The sequence below is a fragment of the Flavobacterium profundi genome, assembly GCF_006491645.1.
Lineage (GTDB): Bacteria > Bacteroidota > Bacteroidia > Flavobacteriales > Flavobacteriaceae > Flavobacterium > Flavobacterium profundi.
This window is the reverse complement of the sequence record NZ_VDCZ01000002.1, coordinates 272,059-293,723: the sequence shown is the minus strand read 5'-3', so window position 1 is coordinate 293,723 and position 21,665 is coordinate 272,059. Positions and strand designations below refer to the sequence as shown.

At 30.0% G+C, this 21,665-nt stretch carries 25 protein-coding genes and 1 other RNA gene; 13 read left to right on the top strand and 13 right to left on the bottom strand.

All coding sequences use genetic code 11. The features are described 5' to 3' along the window. Nucleotides 1-10: 10 nt before the first annotated feature. Nucleotides 11-1,594 carry a hypothetical protein gene (locus FHG05_RS04165; RefSeq protein WP_140996752.1) on the top strand — a complete coding sequence of 528 codons (1,584 nt, stop codon included), beginning with the start codon at nt 11-13 and terminating at the stop codon, nt 1,592-1,594. A 43-nt stretch (nt 1,595-1,637) separates the two neighbouring features. Here the strand turns inward: FHG05_RS04165 and FHG05_RS04160 are convergent, their stop codons facing one another. After that, entirely contained in the window at nt 1,638-1,931 is a 294-nt protein-coding gene (locus FHG05_RS04160; protein WP_140996751.1) for a hypothetical protein, read from the bottom strand. A gap of 118 nt (nt 1,932-2,049) precedes the next feature. On the opposite strand from FHG05_RS04160, the gene rnpB reads away from it, so the two are divergent. Both rnpB and FHG05_RS04150 read left to right on the top strand, forming a co-directional pair. Next, an RNA gene (gene rnpB / locus FHG05_RS04155) (RNase P RNA component class A) lies at nt 2,050-2,367 on the top strand. A 154-nt stretch (nt 2,368-2,521) separates the two neighbouring features. Continuing rightward, on the top strand, nt 2,522-2,716 hold the full coding sequence (locus FHG05_RS04150; protein ID WP_140996750.1) for a hypothetical protein: 195 nt from the start codon (nt 2,522-2,524) through the stop codon (nt 2,714-2,716). Here the strand turns inward: FHG05_RS04150 and FHG05_RS04145 are convergent, their stop codons facing one another. The 3 genes from FHG05_RS04145 to FHG05_RS04135 are packed head-to-tail and all read right to left on the bottom strand — an operon-like array spanning nt 2,717 to nt 4,852. Beyond that, nucleotides 2,717-3,301, bottom strand: a complete 585-nt coding sequence (locus FHG05_RS04145) for an RsmD family RNA methyltransferase (protein ID WP_140996749.1) — start codon at nt 3,299-3,301, stop codon at nt 2,717-2,719. Beyond that, complete coding sequence (locus tag FHG05_RS04140) at nt 3,298-4,110, bottom strand: DUF3822 family protein (RefSeq protein ID WP_140996748.1); 813 nt, start codon at nt 4,108-4,110, stop codon at nt 3,298-3,300. The genes FHG05_RS04145 and FHG05_RS04140 overlap by 4 nt, the downstream gene beginning before the upstream one ends. Next, nucleotides 4,094-4,852, bottom strand: a complete 759-nt coding sequence (locus FHG05_RS04135; RefSeq protein WP_140996747.1) for a hypothetical protein — start codon at nt 4,850-4,852, stop codon at nt 4,094-4,096. The genes FHG05_RS04140 and FHG05_RS04135 overlap by 17 nt, the downstream gene beginning before the upstream one ends. 121 nt (nt 4,853-4,973) lie before the next feature. On the opposite strand from FHG05_RS04135, the gene FHG05_RS04130 reads away from it, so the two are divergent. From FHG05_RS04130 to kdsB, 3 genes are all read left to right on the top strand, one after another. After that, nucleotides 4,974-6,398 carry an ATP-dependent DNA helicase gene (locus tag FHG05_RS04130; protein WP_140996933.1) on the top strand — a complete coding sequence of 475 codons (1,425 nt, stop codon included), beginning with the start codon at nt 4,974-4,976 and terminating at the stop codon, nt 6,396-6,398. Between the two features lie 114 nt (nt 6,399-6,512). Further along, nucleotides 6,513-6,992, top strand: a complete 480-nt coding sequence (locus FHG05_RS04125; protein WP_140996746.1) for a hypothetical protein — start codon at nt 6,513-6,515, stop codon at nt 6,990-6,992. A 2-nt stretch (nt 6,993-6,994) separates the two neighbouring features. Continuing rightward, a complete protein-coding gene (gene kdsB, locus FHG05_RS04120) occupies nt 6,995-7,732 on the top strand; it encodes a 3-deoxy-manno-octulosonate cytidylyltransferase (RefSeq protein ID WP_140996745.1) in 738 nt (245 codons plus the stop codon). A gap of 30 nt (nt 7,733-7,762) precedes the next feature. Here the strand turns inward: kdsB and FHG05_RS04115 are convergent, their stop codons facing one another. Then, a complete protein-coding gene (locus FHG05_RS04115; protein WP_140996744.1) occupies nt 7,763-8,434 on the bottom strand; it encodes a spermidine synthase in 672 nt (223 codons plus the stop codon). Between the two features lie 54 nt (nt 8,435-8,488). Between FHG05_RS04115 and FHG05_RS04110 the strand changes: the two genes are divergently transcribed. Continuing rightward, nucleotides 8,489-9,049: a 1-acyl-sn-glycerol-3-phosphate acyltransferase gene (locus tag FHG05_RS04110; RefSeq protein ID WP_140996743.1), complete on the top strand. Its 561-nt coding sequence runs from the start codon at nt 8,489-8,491 to the stop codon at nt 9,047-9,049. Nucleotides 9,050-9,109: 60 nt separating this feature from the next. After that, nucleotides 9,110-10,117 (top strand): hypothetical protein, encoded by a 1,008-nt coding sequence (locus FHG05_RS04105; RefSeq protein ID WP_140996742.1) that lies wholly within the window; start codon nt 9,110-9,112, stop codon nt 10,115-10,117. 73 nt (nt 10,118-10,190) lie between these two features. Here FHG05_RS04105 and FHG05_RS04100 read toward each other — a convergent pair whose 3' ends face one another. Then, a complete protein-coding gene (locus FHG05_RS04100) occupies nt 10,191-10,664 on the bottom strand; it encodes a helix-turn-helix domain-containing protein (protein WP_140996741.1) in 474 nt (157 codons plus the stop codon). Between the two features lie 313 nt (nt 10,665-10,977). Between FHG05_RS04100 and FHG05_RS04095 the strand changes: the two genes are divergently transcribed. Genes FHG05_RS04095 through FHG05_RS04085 form a run of 3 tightly spaced genes read left to right on the top strand, consistent with a single transcriptional unit; the run spans nt 10,978 to nt 13,214 of the window. Continuing rightward, nucleotides 10,978-12,138, top strand: a complete 1,161-nt coding sequence (locus FHG05_RS04095) for a M14 family zinc carboxypeptidase (RefSeq protein ID WP_140996740.1) — start codon at nt 10,978-10,980, stop codon at nt 12,136-12,138. A 35-nt stretch (nt 12,139-12,173) separates the two neighbouring features. Continuing rightward, nucleotides 12,174-12,653, top strand: a complete 480-nt coding sequence (locus tag FHG05_RS04090) for an Lrp/AsnC family transcriptional regulator (protein ID WP_140996739.1) — start codon at nt 12,174-12,176, stop codon at nt 12,651-12,653. A 48-nt stretch (nt 12,654-12,701) separates the two neighbouring features. Continuing rightward, nucleotides 12,702-13,214, top strand: coding sequence for a DinB family protein (locus tag FHG05_RS04085; protein ID WP_140996738.1), 513 nt, complete (start codon nt 12,702-12,704; stop codon nt 13,212-13,214). A gap of 38 nt (nt 13,215-13,252) precedes the next feature. Here FHG05_RS04085 and FHG05_RS04080 read toward each other — a convergent pair whose 3' ends face one another. From FHG05_RS04080 to aroB, 4 genes are all read right to left on the bottom strand, one after another. Next, on the bottom strand, nt 13,253-13,621 hold the full coding sequence (locus FHG05_RS04080; protein WP_140996737.1) for a DNA primase: 369 nt from the start codon (nt 13,619-13,621) through the stop codon (nt 13,253-13,255). An 87-nt stretch (nt 13,622-13,708) separates the two neighbouring features. Next, nucleotides 13,709-14,683: a deoxyhypusine synthase family protein gene (locus tag FHG05_RS04075; protein ID WP_140996736.1), complete on the bottom strand. Its 975-nt coding sequence runs from the start codon at nt 14,681-14,683 to the stop codon at nt 13,709-13,711. 11 nt (nt 14,684-14,694) lie between these two features. Beyond that, nucleotides 14,695-16,095, bottom strand: a complete 1,401-nt coding sequence (locus FHG05_RS04070; protein ID WP_140996735.1) for an arginine decarboxylase — start codon at nt 16,093-16,095, stop codon at nt 14,695-14,697. A 288-nt stretch (nt 16,096-16,383) separates the two neighbouring features. Further along, nucleotides 16,384-17,451, bottom strand: a complete 1,068-nt coding sequence (gene aroB, locus FHG05_RS04065; RefSeq protein ID WP_140996734.1) for a 3-dehydroquinate synthase — start codon at nt 17,449-17,451, stop codon at nt 16,384-16,386. Between the two features lie 95 nt (nt 17,452-17,546). Here aroB and FHG05_RS04060 point away from each other — a divergent pair, with 95 nt between their 5' ends. Together FHG05_RS04060 and FHG05_RS04055 are read left to right on the top strand one after the other, a co-directional pair. Continuing rightward, nucleotides 17,547-18,713, top strand: coding sequence for a proline dehydrogenase family protein (locus FHG05_RS04060; RefSeq protein WP_140996733.1), 1,167 nt, complete (start codon nt 17,547-17,549; stop codon nt 18,711-18,713). Nucleotides 18,714-18,806: 93 nt separating this feature from the next. Then, nucleotides 18,807-19,493, top strand: coding sequence for a DJ-1/PfpI family protein (locus tag FHG05_RS04055; protein ID WP_140996732.1), 687 nt, complete (start codon nt 18,807-18,809; stop codon nt 19,491-19,493). Here the strand turns inward: FHG05_RS04055 and FHG05_RS04050 are convergent. The 3 genes from FHG05_RS04050 to FHG05_RS04040 form a co-directional block, all read right to left on the bottom strand. Continuing rightward, nucleotides 19,410-19,943 (bottom strand): hypothetical protein, encoded by a 534-nt coding sequence (locus FHG05_RS04050; RefSeq protein ID WP_140996731.1) that lies wholly within the window; start codon nt 19,941-19,943, stop codon nt 19,410-19,412. The two genes, FHG05_RS04055 and FHG05_RS04050, sit on opposite strands and share 84 nt — an antisense overlap. Before the next feature lie 446 nt (nt 19,944-20,389). Next, the gene (locus tag FHG05_RS04045) at nt 20,390-20,887 is read right to left on the bottom strand and encodes a hypothetical protein (protein WP_140996730.1); all 498 of its coding nucleotides are present in this window, start codon (nt 20,885-20,887) and stop codon (nt 20,390-20,392) included. A 109-nt stretch (nt 20,888-20,996) separates the two neighbouring features. Continuing rightward, nucleotides 20,997-21,596 carry an NAD(P)H-dependent oxidoreductase gene (locus FHG05_RS04040; RefSeq protein WP_181369140.1) on the bottom strand — a complete coding sequence of 200 codons (600 nt, stop codon included), beginning with the start codon at nt 21,594-21,596 and terminating at the stop codon, nt 20,997-20,999. Between the last annotated feature and the right edge of the window lie 69 nt (nt 21,597-21,665).

The window sequence follows — 21,665 nt, the reverse complement described above, 5'->3', positions numbered from 1 at the left end:
ACCAACTAGCATGAAACAACAAAAATTAGTAGCTAAGCTTGCACTCTTAGGTTTGGCAAGTTTTTTCTTCTCCTGTGATAAAAAAGGAGACCCTTATGAAAAAATAGAACAGCCATTTGAATTATCTGCCTCCATTCCAGTGGATGTAAACCCAGAATTGCAAGATAAATTAAAAAAAGAAGGAGATATTTACCAATTGAACGAGGCCTTTAATGAATTCAGTTGGAAAGCCATGGTTGCCATTTTTTGGCCTAGAGATAAAGAAGGAAAACCAATGCCGAATTTTACAGATGAAGGAAAATCTACTTGGTTAGGCTGGAAAGAAGCAGCTCAAGTGTATCGAAAAGATGGAGGAGTACCCGCACCTTGGGAAAGTCCGAGAGTAAAAGCAGGTTATAATTTAAATCAGACCATGATAGAAGAAAATACAGTACGCGTATTTTTATCTTCAGAAACTCCTACAAAAAGAATACACTCTAAAAACGTTGCTGATGAAACCGATCAAGCCTTTGCAGGTCAGCTTTTTGATCAAAATGGGAATGTGGTGTATTATGAGGTTTTAATGAATAAAGAAGAGTTTGATTATTTGGTTACCAATAAATTATACAACATTAATGGTCAAATTGAATTTTCAAAAAATGGGGCGATAGCTAATTTTCCAGCGGGTGATTATGCAACTACAAAGCTTGGAGCGGTGGAAATTAAGTTTGCTTGGAAAATATTAACCGACAGCGATCATAAAGAGCGCTACTATAGAAATTTTGGTTATGTTATTGATGAAAATGGCATCTTAACCAAGAAAGAATTAGGAATGATTGGATTTCATATTAGTCAGAAAACACCAACAGGCAAGCAATGGGTGTGGTCTACTTTTGAACACATCGATAATTTAGATCAAAATGTGGTTGAAAAAGAAGGTAAAAGATCAGTTATTCATCCTTCTTTGACCAATCCAGAGTGTGAAATTTGCCCGGTGAATGTAGACGTTACTAGTGGTGGTACTACTTATACGCATCATACAGGTAATCATGGTGATTATTGGACGATTTCAGGAGATACTACCGACAGATATTTCGCCAATACTGATATTATGAAAACCCAAGCCAAAAGAATGGTTGATATTCCAGTGCGTGTGCAACAAATCAATCAGAGAATTCAAAAATATTTTAAATCGGTTAATAGTGTGTTTCAGTATTACCAATTAATTGATACACAGTATCCTTTAAATCAAAATGTACCTCCTAGTTCACATACGGAAGATGGGTATAGATTGCCGGCATCCGTTACCAATAAACCAGGTGGCGAACCCAATATTGCCTTACTAACAAACATTACTATGGAAACCTTTTTTCAAGGCGGAAATCAGTCTGCTTCAAATTTAATGGAAGCCAATCCAGCTAGTGACATCACTATATTTGGAACAGAAAGTTGTATGGGCTGCCATTCCAGTGCTGGAATTTACAATAAAATTGAAAATGGTAAATTTATAACGGGAGATCAATTATCGGGAGATTTTAGTTGGTTGTTGTCGCAAAGAGCACATTGGGATGAAAAAATACCAAGACCCTTAACACCAGCAACTAATACGAAGTAAAATCATAAAAAAAGTGAGCTTTTAAGCTCACTTTTTTTATTTTTTATTGCCCTTTTATGGCCAATTTATGCAAAAATTTAATTACTTCAACCGAAGAATCGGAAGAAGCACCATTAACAAATACACCTTTTTTACCTTCTTTTGATTGAATTCCATACACCCAAGATTCATCATCAGGATTGGTATTTCCTTCATAACGATAGACGTGATGAATTTCGAAATGATCTGGATTTCGTTCAATTTCTTGTTCATTGATATTGTAATCATAGTCGTATCCTTTCTCTTTCAATAATTCTAAAGCTTCTGATACGGAAGCATAATGATATCTTTCTGACATAGCGTTTGTTTTTTATAGTTTTCATAAAGTTATCAATTTTAAGCTCATTAACATTTAAAGTAATGTTAAAGTAGGAAAGATTTTATTATTTTCAGAAATAAAATTATTGTAAGTTTGCAGCGCAGACCGCCTTATCGTTCCTAATTTTAGGAGAGGAAAGTCCGGACACCAAAGAGTAGCATAATGGGTAACGCCCATCCGCCGAGAGGTGAGGACAAGTGCAACAGAAAGTATGTACAGATAATGCTGTAGTGAAACCAGGTAAACTCTATGCGGTGAAATGCCAAGTATATCAACAACTCTAACTTCGGTTAGATAAGAGCTACTCGTTCGATGTTGAAGGGTAGGCAGCTTGAGCTAAACAGTAATGTTTAGTCTAGATAAATGATAAGGCTCCTTAGGGAGACAGAATCCGGCTTATAGGTCTGCTTTTTTCTAAATTTTTCGACTTCTTAAAAATGTTATTTATACGTTAAATAACGGATTTTCATCGATTTAAAATATTTTTTTTAATTAAATTTATAGAACACTTATATAGAAAGCGTTTCTTTTTAGATAAGTGGTAAGTAAACTATAAAAAAATAAATCTTATGAAAACTGAAAATTTAAAAATTGATGTAATCAAGCGCATCCTCTCCATTGATGATGAAGCAATTTTAGAAAGTATTGCTTTATTTATAGAAGAAAAATTAGATAATAGTTATGATAAATTCTATTATGATGATGAAGATGAGACACAAAAAGGAATTGAAACTATTTTAAAAATGGTTAAAGAGTTTAAGTAATTAAAAGTCTTCTTCACTTTCTTCTTTTTCAATTTCTTCTTCGTCAAAATCAAATTCAAAAAAGGAAAAAACGGTACCACCGTAATTTTTAGAGAAAGAAAAATTTATTAGATGATCTAATTTGGTATGTTTAGAATGTTCAATGATAAGCATACCTTCTTCATCTAATATATTATTTTCAAATATTTGTAACGCAATTTTTTCAAAATCTTCTTGTGATAAATCATAAGGAGGATCTGCAAAAATAATGTCATAGCTTGCATTACATCTTTCTAAATACTTGAAAGTATCCGATTTAATTGCTGAAATATCCAAGTCTAATTCAGCTGCAGTTTTTTTAATAAAAGCGACACAACCCATATCTGCATCTACAGCAACTACTGCATTACTACCTCTTGAAGCAAATTCGTAGCCAATATTACCAGTACCTGCAAATAATTCTAGAATTTTGAGTCCACTAAAATTGAAAAAATTATTCAAGATATTAAATAAAGCTTCTTTAGCCATATCTGTAGTAGGGCGTACGGGTAATTTTTTTGGAGCTTGAATTCTTTTTCCTTTATGTTTACCTGAAATTATTCTCATGAATTAAAAAGTATGAAATTAGTACGAATTTCGCTAGCAGTTTGATCATAAATACTTGTCCATTTAGTTGTGTCAAATAAATTACAGTTTCTTATAAATTTATAAGCCATTTTAAAATAATCATCTGTTTCTTCAATTGATCCTAATAGAAAGATTGGGGTAGTTTCAGGACTTATTTGCAATTGTTCGTAAGTAAAAAGAATATAATAGATAAAATCTTCTGGAGTTGTATATTCAAAAGAATTAAAAAGCAATAATTGTTGGTTTTTAACCACTACAATTTCAAAATGTCCTTTTTGTATATGAACAAATACTTCTTTTTCAGGATTTCCAATCGAATGATCTAAAATTTTCTTTACTAATATCGAATTTACGTTTTTATAGTCAAAAGAATGGTATTGGTCCAATAAGAAATTGTTAATATTTACATACGGAACATATACATTCGAAATATCGTAATTTTCTATTTTATCAAATGTAAAAAAGTCTGTATCAAACACTTTTACATTGTATTGCAAATAGCTTCCCATGAAATTAGTATCAAATAACACATCGGGAACCAATGTGTTTAAACTATTATCATGTAAAATTACAATTTCATCATAAGTATTGGAAAGTATAGTATAATCTGTAAAAACCTTCCATAATTGTTCTTCGATTACATTACTTTTTATGTAATCCACATTCTGATAAGTGATTACCTTTTTTGAAATTAAATCAAAGACACAAAAAGAAAGTCCACTCAGAGAGACCTGAATGGACAACTTTTTATAATTTTTGGTTGTAATATCGTTAGTCGTTATTACCATATCTTTTTGGCCAGTTTCCAGATAGTGTTACGTCCACTAAAGAACCTAGGATTACTTTATCTCCGTTAATTTCGTTAATATCTTCTACTTTATTTTCTTGAGCTAACAAATCTTGATCTAAGTCAGCTAATAATGCATTTTTATCGATAGTAGCTTCTAAAACAGGAAGTTTTGTTTCGTTTCTATATACGAAACCAGTTTTCATTTCAACTGGAACTTCAATTTCATTAAATTTAACAGAATTTAAACGCTTGTAACGGTCATTTCCACTAAATAATGAGTCTTTAACAGAAACAGTTCCAATTTTATTAATGATTACAGTATCTTTAAAGAAACCACCTTCACCTTTTTCGTTAACTGTTAAATTAAAAGCTTTGTTTTTCTTACGGTCAATAATAGTGGTATCTTTTCTAGTGATGATATCGAATGTACCATTATCAATAAAAGCTACTAATTTATCAAATGAATCAGCATATTCACCATTTACTTTTTTATACCCTAATTGTGCTTTTTTAAGATCAATTAAAGTTTGAACAGCAACTTTATAACGCTCGTTTTTTGCTTCATCAAAACGAATAGGCTTCATTACAGATTCATAAATAAGGTACGCTAAGAAAAAAGTAGCAACCCAAAGAAGTATAGAAACTACTGGTCGAGCACCACTTGGCAGAAATTTATCAATCAACTTAACTAAGCCTAGTGCTACAAGGCATGTCAGAATTACGGAAATGATTAGTAACATTTATATTTAATTTTTTAGTTATATGGTACGCAAATCTACAATTTTTTTTTCTTCTCAAAAGAATTTCTTAAAAAAATCATCAGTATATTTGAAAAATTCTACAAGCCAATATTAAGAAATGATGAAATCTTCACTGTTTTACAAAACTTTACGCGATAATTTTCCTTTTGAACCGACTTTAAAACAAGATATTTTTTTTCAAAAAATTGCCAATTTTGTTTTAAATGATAAAAATAATGAAATTTTTATATTAAAAGGATATGCTGGAACGGGTAAAACAACCTTAATTTCTACTTTAGTTAATTATTTAAAAGAAGCCAATAAAAAATATGTTTTATTAGCACCTACTGGAAGAGCGGCTAAAGTAATTAGTAATTACTCCCAAAAGCCAGCTTTTACTATTCATAAGCGGATTTATTTTCCCAAAAAGAGTCAGTCTGGTGGCGTATCTTTTACGTTGCAACAAAATAAGTTTAAAAATACCATTTTTATAGTTGACGAATCTTCCATGATTTCAGATACATCTCAAGAATCTAAATTGTATGAAAACGGTTCCTTATTAGATGATTTGATTTTTTATGTAGATCAAGGCACCAATTGTAAACTTGTTTTTATCGGAGATACAGCGCAATTACCACCTGTAAATTTAGAAGTTAGCCCCGCTTTAAATAGCGATACGCTTAGCATTCATTTTGATAAAGAAATTCACCAAATAGAATTGGATGAAGTAATGCGACAAGCAGAAAAATCTGGAATTCTATTTAATGCTACCGCTTTAAGAGAAGAATTGAAATCGCATTTTATTGATGCTTTTAAATTTCAACTTAAAAGTTTTAAAGATATTATTCGATTGCAAGACGGTTATGAAATTGAAGATGCCATTTATCAATCTTTTGAGAAAAACGGGTCGGAAGAAACAGCTTTTATAGTGCGATCTAATAAAAGAGCCAATCAGTACAACCAACAAATTAGAGCTAAAATTTTAAATAGAGAAGGTGAGCTATCAACAGGTGACTTATTGATGGTGGTAAAAAACAATTATTTTTGGCTTAAAGAAAATTCAGATGCAGGTTTTATAGCCAATGGTGATATTATAGAAGTACTTAAAATTAACTCTATTCAAGAATTGTATGGTTTTAAGTTTGCCAAAGTAACCATTCGAATGATTGATTATCCGAATCAACCTTCTTTTGAAACCATGTTACTATTGGACACCATTACTAGTGAATCACCCTCATTAACGTATGAAGAGTCTAATTTGCTTTATCAAGAAGTAATGAAAGATTATGAAGAAGAAAGGCAACAGTATCGAAAATTTTTAAAAGTGAAAAATAATCCGCATTTTAATGCGCTTCAGGTTAAATTTTCGTATGCTATGACCTGTCATAAATCGCAAGGTGGGCAATGGAATACTGTTTTTGTAGAACAACCGTATTTGCCAAATGGAGTTGATAGAGATTATTTAAGATGGTTGTACACCGCGATTACAAGAGCCAAAGAAAAATTATATTTGATTGGTTTTAAAGAGGAAAGTTTCGAAAATTAAATTAATCCCAATTTTAGATAGTCATGAATTTGGTACTGATAAATGTTACATTGGTATTTTATAATGTATTTGTTAATAATTGTTTTATTTTATTTAGATAGCAAAAAATATAAAATGAAGAATAATTTTAAATTTGTATCGAATAAATTGGATATTCATCATTCAGATTTAAAGATAAATATTAGTACAAAACAATCTTTTCATTGGAGTGAATTAGTCTATTTTGTTATTCTTCCAATGTTTTTAAGTGTTTTTTTGGTAGATAGAATAATAGCTCCGATTTTATGTATATTAATTTTCAGTATTTATTTTTTAATTCGTTTACCTAAGAGTGTTTTTTATTATGAAATTGAAATTGATTTAGTTGATAAAATAGTTTTTAAAAAAAACTTCAAGGGTAATCAATTGATTAATAAAAGGAAAGTAATTGATGTAATTTCTATGGAAAACTTTCATTTTAAAGAAATTAATAGAAATGGTAAAAATTGTTATGTATTAATTTATCAAATATCTAAGATTAATGAAGAACTAATCATGATGAATAGTGAAGATTACATTAAGTTTAAAGAGATTTTAGAACAATATAATCAATAATAATGAAAATAATAGCTGTTATTCCTGCCCGTTACGCATCCACTCGTTTTCCTGCTAAATTAATGCAAGATTTAGGTGGAAAAACAGTAATTCTTCGAACGTATGAAGCTGCATTGGCTACTGGATTGTTTGATGATGTATTTGTGGTTACAGATTCAGAACTAATTCATAATGAAATAGTTATAAATAATGGAAAAGCCATTATGAGTGTTAAAGAGCATGAAAGTGGAAGCGACCGAATTGCAGAAGCGGTTGAAAATATGGAGGTAGATATCGTAATTAATGTGCAAGGAGACGAACCTTTTATAGATGCTGAACCACTAAAAAAAGTGATTGAAGTATTTAAAAATGACACAAATAAAACGGTAGATTTAGCCTCTTTAATGTTTGAAATACATCAAAAAGAAGACATTGAAAACCCAAATAATGTAAAAGTAATTACTGATCAAAACGGATTTGCCTTGTATTTTTCTCGTTCCGTGATTCCTTATCCAAGAGAAATAAATGTTGGTGTACGCTATATGAAACATATTGGTATTTACGCTTTTAGAAAAGAAGCCTTACTCGATTTTTATCGTTTACCGATGTTGTCTTTAGAAGCTTCTGAAAAATTAGAGCAATTGCGTTACCTAGAATATGGCAAACGTATCAAAATGGTAGAAACTGCGCATGTTAGCATTGGAATTGATACACCTGAAGATTTGGAGAAAGCAAGGAATATCATTGTAAATAAGAGATAAAAAAAATCATTATTCTTTTATTTAAGATAATTATTGAGTTATTATTTTTTCAATAATAATCAACTGATTGTAATATTCTACATTAGAAAAGGTTTTACAATAGTATTTTTCATTATCAAAAAGACGAATAAAAACATTATTTCTATCAATTTGTTTTTCGTTTAAAATCATGGTATTGAATAAAATAAATCCATTTTTTTGAAGTAATTGTTTACAAGCTTCAACAAATTCTTTTTTAAATAAAAATAAAGGCATTGTTGTGTCTTCAAAAATATCGATAATGATTAAATCGTATAGTTTTTCAGATTTTCGAACAAATTCATTGGCATCTGAAATTATAGTTTTGTAATTCTTTATTTGGTTCAAACCGAAATATTGATTGGCAATTTCAATACTACTCTCATCAATTTCTATACCTGTAATATTTCCTTCAAATTTAAATTCGTCTACTAAAGTTCGAATCACACTTCCACCTGCAACACCTAAAACAAGTATTTCTTGCATCGATTTAATTTTGTCAAAACCAATAGCTATCAAGCCTTTACGAAGTACTTTCTGTAAACTTCCATAGGAATAATTCGTGTTTTTAGAATCTAAAACCAATTTTCCATTATTCCATGACACTTCTAAGGTCTTACTAATTTTAGAGGGTTTTTCGTAAATTTTGATAGGGAGAATATAACTCAATAAACGTTTAATCATATAAAAAGTTTCTAATTGTAAATATAATTTTAATTTTACATCAAATTAGCATCTATGAAGCAAAAAATATATCGATTTATTTTCACAACCCTTTTTGGATGGCACGTAGAAGGTACCATTTCATCTGAAATAAAAAAATGTATTGTTATTGCCGTACCACATACGAGTTGGTGGGATTTTGTTATTGGTGTATTTGCAAGAGGTATTATTCATAAAGAAATTCATTTTTTGGCAAAAAAAGAACTTTTTGTTTTTCCATTTCATTATTTTTTCAAATGGATGGGAGGCGCTCCTTTAAATAGAGCCAAAAAAGAAAATAAAGTAGATGCTATAGCAAAGCTTTTTTCGGAAAAAGAGATTTTTCGTTTGGCTATTGCACCTGAAGGCACCCGTAAAAAGGTGGAAGAATGGAGAACTGGATTCTATTATATGGCTTTAAAAGCCAATGTACCTATCATTCCTGGTGTTTTTGATTATGGCAATAAAAAAGTTATTTTCCATCCACCATTTTATCCTACTGGAGACATTACTCATGATTTAACCGTTTTACATTCCTATTATAAAGGCGTTAAAGGTAAATTTCCAGAAAAAAGTTTCAATCCAAAAGAAATTTAAAACCAAAAGTAATTTTTTTTCGTAAATGCTTTTTAAGTATCAACTTTAAAAGAATTTTTTATGAAAAAAACAATCTTTCTTTCCGCCTTTGCGTCTTTATCGATACTTTCATGTAATGATGATGACAGCATGACAACTATGTCAGATTCAGAATTTAAGCTAGTAACTTCTAGCAACACTTCTGGAAAAATTTCTTTTACGGATTTATTACTGCTTAACCCAACCACTGTTTCTCTTTCGGTTAACGGAACCGATAATGATGGAATTTATTATGATAGTAGTTCAGACGAAGTCATCTTAGCTTCTAGAACCAATAATCGAATTGAAAGGTATACGAACTTAAAAAACACTGTTGAAGCAAAAACAGATAATTTAATGCTAGCGAATTTTAATTTAAATGCCGATTTTACAAATCCAAGAGAAATTGCAGTTTCAGATGACAAAGTAATTGTAACTCAGGACCAAGCTGCTAGTAATAGTGATACGAATAAATTGTTAGTTTACCAAAAAACAGCAACAGGATTTACATTAGTAAATGAATATATTTTAGATTTTAAAGTTTGGGGAATTCATATAAATGGGAATAACTTATATGCTATTGCAGATTTAACGAGTGACTTAGTGGTGTTTAATAACTTTTTTTCTTTGCCTTCAGGAAATATAAGCGCTTCTAAAAGAGTAACTATTGAAGGGTTGACTAGAACACATGGAATAACCTACTCACCTGAAGATGATGTGATGATTTTAACAGATGTGGCTAGTGCTGCAGATGCTACAGATGGAGGCTTAGTTATAATTAATAATTTTACCAATATATTTGGGACTACATCCAATATGGGAACGATTGCTATGTCAAATCAAATTAGAGTTTATGGTTCAAGTACTACTTTAGGTAACCCTGTAGATGTTGCTTATGATTATGTTTCTAACCGAATTTATGTTGCTGAACGAGCAAATGCTGGAGGAACCGTCTTAACTTTTGATTTTCCAGCTACTTCTGGAAATATTGCACCGGTATCAACTCGTGCAGAAGCAGGTGTAGCAGCGGTGTATTTATTTAGAAAATAAAATATGTGAAAATAGTTTTTTTGAATTAGTAGATTTTAGTTTTTAAAAGCGTTATTTCATTGAAATAGCGCTTTTATTTTTTATGATATTTTTTAAAAGTACCATTTTTATAAAAAATCACTATATAATCTAGGTCTTCCTCTATGGTGCTCAAATTTTCAATATTTGATTTTTTTTCAAAATTAGTTTCAATTGCGGCAGTATTTTCTGGGTAATCCATTTGTGTAAATAAATCACTTTCTGAAACAGTTTCTTTTTTTTCTTCTGAAAAAGAATTAGATGAAATAGGAGTGTTAATTTTTTCATCATACTTTTTTTCAGATTTAGGAAAATTTCCTTTTCCATTTAGAATCCAATATAAATCTACTTCAGGAAAAATCTCAATCACTTTTAAAATAAAATCTAAACTAGGCTTGTTTCTTCCAGAGAGAAGGTGGGAAATACTAGATCGTTGTACATCGATACGATCTGCAAAGGCAGAGGCCGATAAGCCATAATAATCGAGTATGATTTGTAGTCTTTTTATAAAATCATCAATGTTTACCATTGTAAATTGCATTTGAAAATTCACTTGTTTACAAATGTAATAAAAAGAAAAATAATGCACAAATTATTATTGGTTACAAATGTAAATATAGTGAAATAAACTAAACTTTTACATTAAATAAATACGATTAAACGACTGATTAGTAGTTAATTATGTTTGAAATGTTAAAATAGTTTAAATATGTAAATCAATACTGTTTACTAACGTGTAATTACATAGAATAATCTGTTTACACAAGTATACAAAAAAAGATTTTTTAATGTTTACAAATGTAAATGATATCTTGTTTACATTTGTAACTTAATAAAAAGACATGGATAGTTTACAATTAGCAACAACCTATTTGCAGTCAGATTTACAAGGAAGGTATATAACAAATGAGGATATTCTGCCACTAATAAAACTTTTGAATAATCGATTTAAAATTAACCTAGAAGGAAAATCTGTTTTAGATAAACCTATTTATAGTGTTCGATTTGGAATTGGTAAGATAAAAGTTTTTGCTTGGTCTCAGATGCATGGAAATGAATCTACTACTACAAAAGCTTTATTTGATTTTTTTAATTATTTAGCATCAAATGAAACTCTAGCTGAGAATTGGTATACTAGTTTTACCTTTTTAAGTATTCCTATATTAAATCCAGATGGCGCTGTTGCTTATACTCGAGTAAATGCGAATCAAATCGATTTAAATCGGGATGCTTTTGATATTACACAACCAGAAAGTAAGCTGTTGCGTCGTATATATGAAGAATTTGAACCGGATTATTGCTTTAATTTACATGATCAACGTACTATTTTTGGAACAGAAATGAATGATTTGCCAGCTTCTGTATCTTTTTTGGCTCCTGCTTTTGATGAAACCAGGGCTTTTAACGAAACTAGACATAAGGCAATAGCAATTATAAATGCTATGAATTCGAATTTAGCTTCATTTATTCCAAACCAAATAGGGCGTTTTGATGATTCTTTTAATATTAATTGTATTGGAGATTATTTAACGTATAGAAATACACCCACAATTCTTTTTGAAGCAGGGCATTATAAGGAAGATTATCAAAGAGATGAAGTTAGAAAATTTATTTTTTGTGCGCTTTGGAGTGGTTTTCAAGCAATTAACGAAAACGTTATAGTTTCTAATAATTTGGAGGATTACTTAAATATTTCTCAAAATTCTAAGTGTTTTTACGATTTTCTTTATAAAAATGTTAGAATTATTGATAATTCTCAAGAAAAATTAATTAACTTTGCTGCTCAATTTACTGAGATATTAAAAGATGGAGCAATTCATTTTGAAGCCTATATTGTTCAAATAGAAAATTTGGAAGGATATGTAGGTCATTATGAGTTTGATGCAGAAGGAGGGGTATTTAATGCGAATTATGGAAACAAGCCAAAGCTTGGTGAAAAAGCAAATTTTTCAATTGATGACCGTATTAAATTTATAAATGGGATACAATATCAACAGCTATAAACCGTTTAAGTACAATAAATTTATATAATTCTCTTATGAGTAAGTTTCGTTTAGATGAAGTTGATCATCAAATTTTAGACATGTTGATTGACAATACAAGGGTTCCTTTTACAGATATTGCTAAAAAATTATTAATATCTGCTGGAACAGTGCACGTTAGGGTAAAAAAAATGGAAGATGCAGGAATTATTCAAGGTTCTTCATTAACTTTAGATTATGAAAAGTTAGGATATTCTTTTATTGCTTATGTAGGAGTGTTTTTACACAATACTTCACAGACTAAGTTTGTTTTAGAAAGAATTAATCAAATTCCTTATGTAACTGTAGCGCATGTTACAACAGGTAAGTTTAATATTTTTTGTAAAATTAGAGCAAGAGATACAAAACATGCTAAAGAGGTAATCTTCATGATTGATGATATTGAAGGGGTATACAGAACAGAAACTATGATTTCTTTAGAAGAAAGCATTAATGATAAAAAACGTTTAATGCATACCATTTTTAAAGAACTTTAATATTAATTTAAATCCCGATTTTTTCGGGATTTTTTTTATTCTATTTTTATGATACACTTTAATGAAAATGAATTTGCCCCTTTTTATGCAAATTATATTGCCAAATCGTTACAACATACCAATATAATTGAAGGGCTACAACAACTGAGAGATGAAAATATTGCTTTTTTTCAAGCTATTCCTAAAGATAAATTAGAATATCAATATGCAGTAGGGAAGTGGACACCTAAAGATATTCTATTGCATTTAATTGATGCAGAACGTATATTTAGTTATAGAGCTTTACGTATTTCTAGAAATGATAGTACTCCTTTGCCAGGTTTTGAAGAAAATGATTACGTGCCATTTGCCAATGCGAATAATCGAACTATAGAGAGTTTGCTGGAGGAATATAAAGCGGTTAGAAATGCAACTATAACTTTATTTGATAATTTGACAGAAGATCAGTTATTGCGTGTTGGTATTGCTTCAAACAGTACAGTTTCGGTTCGTGCTATTGGAAGTATCATTATAGGACATGAATTGCATCACAAAAGCGTGCTTCAAGAACGATATTTATAAAAAAATAAGGCATGTAATTTACATGCCTTATTTTTTTATTAATCTTCGTCTGAATCTTCGTCTTCATCATCAGCCTTATCTTCCACATCATCAGCATCTGTATCATCGTCATCGTCATCGTCATCGTCTAAGTCAATACCTTTGATAGGATCTAATACAGGTACATCTATAGTGTCATCAATATCATCATCCTCATCGAAGTTTTCAATTCGATCAGCTAGTTTTGTACTTACTTTTACTAAATAAATAGTATCTTCCGTACGTACTTCTACAGCTTCAATTGCTTCGTTTTTAGCGTTCTTAAAACGGATAATGTCTGACTCGTCATATCCTTCAGGAAATTTTTCAACTAATAAAGTTAAAATTTCGTTTGTCAATTTTGCGTAATCAACAATAACTCTTTTCATTGGGTTGTTTTTATTCATAGATATTTTTCAAAAGTAATATCCTAAATCAAATTATCAAACAATTTTTATAAAAAAAAATAAAAAAAATTAATGGCCTAAAATATAAGCGAAAATTAAAGGCGCAACTATCGTAGCATCAGACTCTACAATAAATTTAGGCGTTGTAATATCTAATTTTCCCCAAGTAATTTTTTCATTAGGAACCGCTCCAGAATAAGAACCATAACTAGTGGTTGAATCTGAAATTTGGCAAAAATAACTCCAAAATGGAATATCGTGCATTTCCATATCTTGATATAACATTGGAACTACACAAATTGGGAAATCTCCAGCAATTCCACCTCCAATTTGGAAGAAACCAACACCTTTTCCACTTGAATTTTTTGGATACCAATCCGCTAACCACATCATGTATTCAATACCGCTTTTAGTAGTAGAAGCTTTAAATTCTCCTTTAATACAATAAGAGGCAAAAATATTCCCCATAGTACTGTCTTCCCATCCAGGAACTACAATAGGTAAGTTTTTCTCAGCAGCTGCAACCATCCATGAATCTTTAGGGTCAATTTCATAATATTGCTCCAAAACTCCTGAATTAATCATTTGGTACATGAATTCGTGAGGGAAATATCTTTCTCCAGCTTTATCTGCTTTGTTCCAAATATCATATAAATGGGATTGCAGTCTTCTGAAAGCTTCTTCTTCTGGAATACACGTATCTGTTACACGGTTGTAATGGTTTTCTAATAAATCCCATTCTTCTTGAGGTGATAAATCTCTATAATTAGGTACTCTTTTATAGGAATTGTGAGCAACCAAATTCATAATGTCTTCTTCTAAGTTTGCGCCAGTACAAGAAATAATATGAATTTTATCTTGACGAATCATTTCTGCTAATGATTTTCCTAACTCAGCGGTACTCATTGCGCCTGCTAAAGTTACCATCATTTTCCCGTCTGCTAATAAATGTTCTTCATATCCTTTTGCAGCATCTACTAAGGCAGCAGCATTAAAATGAAGATAATTTTTCTCTATAAATTGACTAATTGGTCCTTTGCTCATTTTTCTTTTATTTATTTCTTATTATAACCTAAAATATTTAATACTTCTTCAGCATTTTGCTGTTCTGAGAACACTTCGGTTGCTATAATGCCGTTTTTGTCTCGATCAATTAATATGTGTTTGGGTTGTGGAATTAAACAGTGGTGTAATCCTCCAAAACCACCAATTGTTTCTTGATAAGCTCCTGTGTTAAAGAAACCAATGTATAAAGGTTTTTCTTTATTGTATTTTGGCAAATATACCGCATTCATATGTTGTTCTGAATTGTAATAATCATCACTATCACATGTCATTCCTCCTAATAAAACTCTTTCGTAAGTATCATTCCATCTATTTACGGCTAACATTACAAATCGCTTATTGATTGCCCAAGTGTCAGGTAAAGTAGTAATGAAAGAGGAATCAATCATATTCCAATATTCTCTATCGTTTTGTTGTTTTTGATACAATACCTCGTAAATAGCTCCTCCAGATTCACCTACAGTAAACGAACCAAATTCTGTAAAAATATTGGGAACATCAATTTCTGCTTCATCACAAGCAATCTTGATTTGATTTAAGATTTCATCAATCATATATTGATAATCATATTCAAAAGCTAAGGAGTTTTTAATTGGGAAACCACCACCAATATTTAAACTATCCAAAGTAGGGCATTCTTTTTTAAGTGCGATGTAAACTTTCATACACTTTAAAAGTTCGTTCCAATAATAAGCAGTATCTCTAATTCCAGTATTAATAAAAAAGTGAAGCATTTTAAGCTCTAATTTTTTATTTTCTTGAATTTGTTTTCTGTAAAAAGGTAAAATGTTTTTATAACCAATACCTAAACGCGAAGTATAAAACTCAAATTTAGGTTCCTCTTCAGCAGCAATACGAATACCAATTTTGATTTTACTTTTAATTTGCTCTTGTAAAAGATCTAATTCTTCATAATTATCAATAATTGGAATGGTGTTTTTATGTCCTGTATTGATTAATCGCGCTATATTTTCAATATATTGATCTCTTTTAAAACCGTTGCAAATAACAAAAGTATTTTTGTTGATTTTACCTTCTTCAATTAATTTTTCAACGATATTTATATCGAAAGCGGAAGAAGTTTCAATGTGAATATTATTTTTTAAAGCCTCATTCAATACAAATTCAAAATGAGAACTTTTGGTACAGTAACAATAATAGTATTTTGCATCATAATCATGCTTTTCCATAGCATTACGGAACCATGTTTTCGCTCTTTTGATGTTTTTTGATATTTTAGGTAAATACGTAAATTTTAATGGCGTACCATATTCTTCTACTAATTTCATTAAATCAATTCCGTGAAATTGAAGGGTATCTTTATTTAAAGTGAATTCTTCTTGAGGAAAATAAAAAGTTTGGTTAATTAAATCGTAATATTTAGTATTCATTTGAAAAATAAGATTTTAAAGTTTAAAAAAAAGGATCATTTCAGTTTGTTTCTTTTTTTTATACTCTAATATTTGAAAATTGAATTAATAATTTCTCCCTAAAGGTTTTAGAGAAAATAAAAGCGTCAATAAAAGAAAAAGTAGCCCATAAAAAACATAAACTGATAGACAAATCAGTTATTGTATTTGCACTACTGCATTTCGAAAAACGAGAAAATGAGTGTTCTTTCATTCCCACAAAGGTAAAAAAATATTATTATCAAATAATAATGATACAGGTAAAAATAATTAAGATTTATAATCTTCAAAAGCCTTGTAAATCAGTTCGTTTTCACAAGTTTCGTTAATTTTACAGTGACCAATTTTATCTAATAAGGCAAATTGTACCGTTCCAAATTCATTTTTTTTGTCATAAATAAGTAAATCAATGCAATTTTTTATGTCATTTTGATTGAATGATACTGCGTCATAAATATCACTTAAAATATATTTAATTTCATGGTGTTCTTCTGAAGTAAGTAAGCCTTTTTCTTTAGAAATGAAACTTTCCAAAATCATTCCAATTGCAATAGCTTCTCCATGGAGTAAACTCTTTTTGTTTTCATTTTCCAAAAAATAACTTTCTATAGCATGCCCTAAAGTATGACCGAAATTCAGTGCTTTTCGAATGCCATTTTCGGTTAAATCTTGAGAAACAATTTCATTTTTTATTACAATTGATTGATGAATTAAAGTATCTAAATCATCTGTGCTTAAATCAGATAAGTTTTTTAAATTATCCCAATAGATTTTATCGAATATTAGCCCATGTTTTAACATTTCTGCAAATCCAGAACGCATTTGTTCACCAGGTAAAGTTTCTAAAAAATGCGTATCAATGATAACTGCTTTAGGTTCTCTAATAATTCCAATTTGATTTTTCAAGTTGCCTAAATCCACACCATTTTTACCGCCAATGGATGCATCCACCATGGATAATAAAGTAGTAGGTATATTTATAAAGTCGATTCCTCTTTTAAAAGTACAAGCAATAAATCCACCCAAATCGGTAATTACACCACCTCCTAAATTTAAGATGATACTTTTTCGATCACCACCCAATTCGGTTAATGAATGCCAAATCTGCAAGCATGTTTCAATATTTTTATGTTCTTCACCGGCTTCTAATTCAATAATTTCAATTTCCATTTCGATAGCCAATTGCGATAAAAAATGAGGCAAGCAATAATTTGAGGTGTTTTCATCAACTAGGATGAATAATTTAGAATACTTTTGTGGCAATAAAATACTATTAAGGTATTCGTATCCTTTTTCATTAAATAAAACCTGATAATTATTGGCTTGAATGGTTTGCATGGTAATCAATTTCAATTTATTGCAAAATAAGGCAATTTTTATTTAAAATTACAATGGTGTAAAGTATATTTGCATCACAAAAACAAAGCCCAAGAATGGAAAAAATATTCAACAATACTCAAGTTGCTTTTTCACTAAAAAGTGATACTGAATTAGAAAGAGCCTATTTTTTATTCAAATTAATTGAAAGTCAGCCACTTGTAAGAATTGGTACTGCTGTAACTAATTTTGCTTTAAAGGCACATTTACCAGTAGAAGGCTTAATTAGAAGTACGGTTTTTGATCATTTTTGTGGTGGTATTAATGAAAAAGATTGTCTTTCTGTAGTTGATAAGATGTTTACCAAAGGGGTTTCGTCTGTATTAGACTATTCTGTAGAAGGTAAAGAAGAAGAAAATCAGTTTGATGCAGCCTTAGAAATGACGTTAAAAACGATTGAATTTGCAAAAGAGCGTTTAGCAATTCCTTTTGCTGTTTTTAAACCGACGGGTTTAGGTCGTTTTGCATTATATCAAAAAATAGGTGAAGGGAAATCGTTTACTACAGAAGAACAAGCAGAATGGAATAGAGTAGTAGTTCGTTTTGATACAGTTTGTAAAATGGCTCATGATAAAGGCGTTGCTGTTTTAATTGACGGTGAAGAGAGTTGGATGCAAGATGCTGCAGATGATTTGGTTACTGAAATGATGCGCAAATACAATAAAGAGAAAGCGATTGTTTTCAATACCTTGCAATTGTACCGTTGGGATCGAATGGAATATTTGCGAAAATTAAACGCCATTGCAAAAGCGGAAGGGTTTTATGTAGGTATGAAATTAGTTCGTGGTGCATACATGGAAAAAGAAAATGCTAGAGCAGAGGAAAAAGGCTATACATCACCTATTTGTCATAGCAAACAAGCTACAGATGAAAATTATGATACAGCAGTAGCTTATATGTTAGATCATATTGATCATATGGCTATTTTTGCAGGAACACATAATGAGAATAGTTCGTACCGTTTAATGGAATTAATGGCAGAACGTAATATTGCTAAAAATGATCCAAGAATCTTTTTTGGTCAATTATATGGAATGAGTGATAATATCAGTTATAATTTGGCAGCCAATGGTTATAATGTGGCTAAATATTTACCATTTGGCCCTGTTCGTGATGTAATGCCATATTTAATACGAAGAGCAGAAGAAAATACTTCAGTTGCAGGACAAACGAGTAGAGAACTTGATTTGATAAAAAAAGAAAGAGCTAGAAGAAAATTATAAGATGAATCCCTTGAAAAAGGGATTTTTTTATGTTGTAAAATTATCGTTCATGAATTGTTTTTTGTATTTTTAGTTTACTAATAAACAACAGTTATGACAAGCACTACTTCAAAAGAACCCTTTATAATCGCAATTCCTGTATATGACGGCGTAGATTATATGGATATCGCTGCTCCAAGAGAAATATTTGGTTGGTTAGCAAAAGATCCTAGTTTTGAAAGAGAGGTTAAAATTTACTATGTATGCGGAAATCAACCTACTTTTACAACCATTAACGGAGTAAAAATAGCAGTTGAAGCCACTTTTGATGACGCCTTTGTACAAAAACCACATTTAATTTGGGTACCAGGTGGAGATGCTGATGTATTAGCAGCTATCATTGCCGATAAAGAGTCGCCATTTACAGCTTATGTAACTCAAGCAGGTTCTCAAGCAGAATGGGTATGTTCCGTTTGTGAAGGTGCCGTTTTGCTCGCTAATACAGGTTTGTTAAACGGACATACGATTACAACACATTGGGCATTTGTGAATTGTTTTGGAAAATATCCTGAAGTAACAGTCGCTGAAGGACATCCTAGATATGTGAAATCGGGAAATAGAGTTACGGGTGGAGGAATTTCCTCTGGATTAGATGAAGCCTTATATTTAGTAGAACTCATTGCAGGAAAAGAAAGTGCTATTTCGGTGCAAAGAACCTTACAATATTATCCTAAACCACCAGTGCATAGTATGATACCTGAAGCAGGGAGTTGCCCTGTGTTTAATTTGGTGACTGAATAAATAGTTGGAAGATAAATTATTTGCTGTTTTCTTTATTGTAGTAGTTGTTGTAATGTTTGGTTGCAAATTGCCTTTTAATACCTCTTTAATATCCTTTTTAAGTTTTTCAAAATCAATGTCTTTTTTATAAGTGTATGAGTATAAAGAACCACTTATTTCACCTTCTGAAGCTGTTTCTAATCTCTTAGTTAAAATATAATCAAAATTTTTATTATCTCCATGAAACATTAATACATGAAGTCTATAGAGTTGATCTTTATCAGTACCGTCTGGATTTGTGCTGTAAACATAGTAAACTACTTTTGTAAAGCTACTCGAATAACGATTGTCTGGTAATTCATGAAACCATTCATAACCCCAAACATTTTTGTCTTCCCATTTAAAAAAGTCGTAGTTGAAATACTCATCAATACCTTCGGATAATAAATTTGTTTTTTTAGCAGCATACATTTTTTCTTTCCATTTATTTCCTTCTCCGAAATTATTTAAACCATAATAGGAAACAATTATATTTTTTACAATAAAGAATTCTCTTTTTTTAAATTTTTCATCGAAAATTAATTCGCCTTTTTTAAAATCTTTTAAAGTTTCTAATCCTAATTCAAGTGATTCTTGAAATTTCTCTTGTAATCTATTTGTTTTTTCTAGATAACTACCAGTTAAAATTTTGTTCCAAAGTGTATAATTGTATAGTGTATCTTCTTTGGAAATTCTATTTTCTAAATCTTTAAATTTTAAATATGCATTTGTTATATCATCTTTATCTAATAATTGTTCAGCTTTTTGATATTCAATTAAAAAATTATTTTGGCTATGTGATAATATAGAAAAGAGAATTAATAAGGTGTAATGTTTTTTTCATTTGTAATTTAAGAATTAAAAGTAATAATCATGTTTTATTTAGTTTTCAAAAATTCTTCCAAAACATCTTCATAAGAACGATAGTCTCCAAGTCTAACCGTGTCAAATTCATCTTTGTTTTCATGAGTATAAATACCTATGCTATGCAATCCAATATTAATGGCATTAATTACTAATTTTGCTTTTTCAGGTATTTTTGGATTTTCAATCTTATCATAAGAAATAAAAGGATCTGAAATAGCTTTTCCATTTTCCCAAATAATTGCCATTTGATAACCTGGTCCACCAAAATAATCGGTTTCAATATAAATACATTTGCCTTTGAAAGACAATTCTTTGATAACTTGTTTAATTTCTGAAGTTAATTCTTGAAAAGGTTCAATTTTTTTTTCAGAATAACTAGAACTATATTTTGGTACAAAAGTTATTAAATAATAGTTTCCGACTAAGTTAACATGTGGCAATTTTCCATCATATTTAAAACTAGTAATAATTCCATTAATAGTATGTGCCATATTGTATTGATAAAGCATGAATTAATTTTGAAATATAAAGAAAATAGTTAGATTAATAGATTATTTATAATGAAAAAGCGCAAACAAAATTAGTTTACCCTTTATATTAATTTATTTTCAAATTGAATTAAACAGATTTAACAACTTCTTCTAATGCTCTTCTCGATTTGGGTTTTATTTGGGGTTGATTCGTATCTTCAGTATCTCTATAGCCAATAGCTACAGCTACTAAAGCATGATGATGATTCGATTTTAAAATAGTATCATATTTTTCGGGTTCAATACCTTCCATAGGTGTAGAGTCGATATTCATGGTAGCACAAGCACTTAAGAAAACGCCTAACGCTAAATATACTTGTTTGTCAAACCACGCTTTTATTTCTGCTTCTGGTAAAGGTTTTATAAATTGGTTGTAATACCCTACCGCACCTTCTGGTAGTGTTGCTTGAATTTGTTCTTCAAATGCTGTAATACTATCAATTCGGCTAAAAACAACTAGCGTATCACAATTGATTACTTTGGTATCATTAAAAAAAGATGCTTTGGCTAATTCGTTTTTGGTTTTTTCATCACTTATAAATGTAAATTTCCAAGGTTGACTGTTTATAGAAGACGGACTCAGTCTTACAATTTCTTTTAATTGTTCTAAAGTGTCTTTTTTAATTTTTTTAGAAGCATCGTATTTTTTTGTAGTGTAACGCTCTTGTATAGCTGTAATAAAACTCATATTTTTGTGATTTGATTTATACTATATTTTTTATAGTTACAAAAGTAAGTATAGTATTTTTGTTGTGCA

What these genes read in the sequence shown, in the direction of transcription:
- FHG05_RS04165 (WP_140996752.1), top strand. Translation starts at nt 11, where the DNA reads ATGAAACAACAAAAATTAGTAGCTAAGCTTGCACTCTTAGGTTTGGCA.
- FHG05_RS04160 (WP_140996751.1), bottom strand. Translation starts at nt 1,931, where the DNA reads ATGTCAGAAAGATATCATTATGCTTCCGTATCAGAAGCTTTAGAATTA.
- FHG05_RS04150 (WP_140996750.1), top strand. Translation starts at nt 2,522, where the DNA reads ATGAAAACTGAAAATTTAAAAATTGATGTAATCAAGCGCATCCTCTCC.
- FHG05_RS04145 (WP_140996749.1), bottom strand. Translation starts at nt 3,301, where the DNA reads ATGAGAATAATTTCAGGTAAACATAAAGGAAAAAGAATTCAAGCTCCA.
- FHG05_RS04140 (WP_140996748.1), bottom strand. Translation starts at nt 4,110, where the DNA reads ATGGTAATAACGACTAACGATATTACAACCAAAAATTATAAAAAGTTG.
- FHG05_RS04135 (WP_140996747.1), bottom strand. Translation starts at nt 4,852, where the DNA reads ATGTTACTAATCATTTCCGTAATTCTGACATGCCTTGTAGCACTAGGC.
- FHG05_RS04130 (WP_140996933.1), top strand. Translation starts at nt 4,974, where the DNA reads ATGAAATCTTCACTGTTTTACAAAACTTTACGCGATAATTTTCCTTTT.
- FHG05_RS04125 (WP_140996746.1), top strand. Translation starts at nt 6,513, where the DNA reads ATGAAGAATAATTTTAAATTTGTATCGAATAAATTGGATATTCATCAT.
- kdsB (WP_140996745.1), top strand. Translation starts at nt 6,995, where the DNA reads ATGAAAATAATAGCTGTTATTCCTGCCCGTTACGCATCCACTCGTTTT.
- FHG05_RS04115 (WP_140996744.1), bottom strand. Translation starts at nt 8,434, where the DNA reads ATGATTAAACGTTTATTGAGTTATATTCTCCCTATCAAAATTTACGAA.
- FHG05_RS04110 (WP_140996743.1), top strand. Translation starts at nt 8,489, where the DNA reads ATGAAGCAAAAAATATATCGATTTATTTTCACAACCCTTTTTGGATGG.
- FHG05_RS04105 (WP_140996742.1), top strand. Translation starts at nt 9,110, where the DNA reads ATGAAAAAAACAATCTTTCTTTCCGCCTTTGCGTCTTTATCGATACTT.
- FHG05_RS04100 (WP_140996741.1), bottom strand. Translation starts at nt 10,664, where the DNA reads ATGGTAAACATTGATGATTTTATAAAAAGACTACAAATCATACTCGAT.
- FHG05_RS04095 (WP_140996740.1), top strand. Translation starts at nt 10,978, where the DNA reads ATGGATAGTTTACAATTAGCAACAACCTATTTGCAGTCAGATTTACAA.
- FHG05_RS04090 (WP_140996739.1), top strand. Translation starts at nt 12,174, where the DNA reads ATGAGTAAGTTTCGTTTAGATGAAGTTGATCATCAAATTTTAGACATG.
- FHG05_RS04085 (WP_140996738.1), top strand. Translation starts at nt 12,702, where the DNA reads ATGATACACTTTAATGAAAATGAATTTGCCCCTTTTTATGCAAATTAT.
- FHG05_RS04080 (WP_140996737.1), bottom strand. Translation starts at nt 13,621, where the DNA reads ATGAAAAGAGTTATTGTTGATTACGCAAAATTGACAAACGAAATTTTA.
- FHG05_RS04075 (WP_140996736.1), bottom strand. Translation starts at nt 14,683, where the DNA reads ATGAGCAAAGGACCAATTAGTCAATTTATAGAGAAAAATTATCTTCAT.
- FHG05_RS04070 (WP_140996735.1), bottom strand. Translation starts at nt 16,095, where the DNA reads ATGAATACTAAATATTACGATTTAATTAACCAAACTTTTTATTTTCCT.
- aroB (WP_140996734.1), bottom strand. Translation starts at nt 17,451, where the DNA reads ATGCAAACCATTCAAGCCAATAATTATCAGGTTTTATTTAATGAAAAA.
- FHG05_RS04060 (WP_140996733.1), top strand. Translation starts at nt 17,547, where the DNA reads ATGGAAAAAATATTCAACAATACTCAAGTTGCTTTTTCACTAAAAAGT.
- FHG05_RS04055 (WP_140996732.1), top strand. Translation starts at nt 18,807, where the DNA reads ATGACAAGCACTACTTCAAAAGAACCCTTTATAATCGCAATTCCTGTA.
- FHG05_RS04050 (WP_140996731.1), bottom strand. Translation starts at nt 19,943, where the DNA reads ATGTATGCTGCTAAAAAAACAAATTTATTATCCGAAGGTATTGATGAG.
- FHG05_RS04045 (WP_140996730.1), bottom strand. Translation starts at nt 20,887, where the DNA reads ATGCTTTATCAATACAATATGGCACATACTATTAATGGAATTATTACT.
- FHG05_RS04040 (WP_181369140.1), bottom strand. Translation starts at nt 21,596, where the DNA reads ATGAGTTTTATTACAGCTATACAAGAGCGTTACACTACAAAAAAATAC.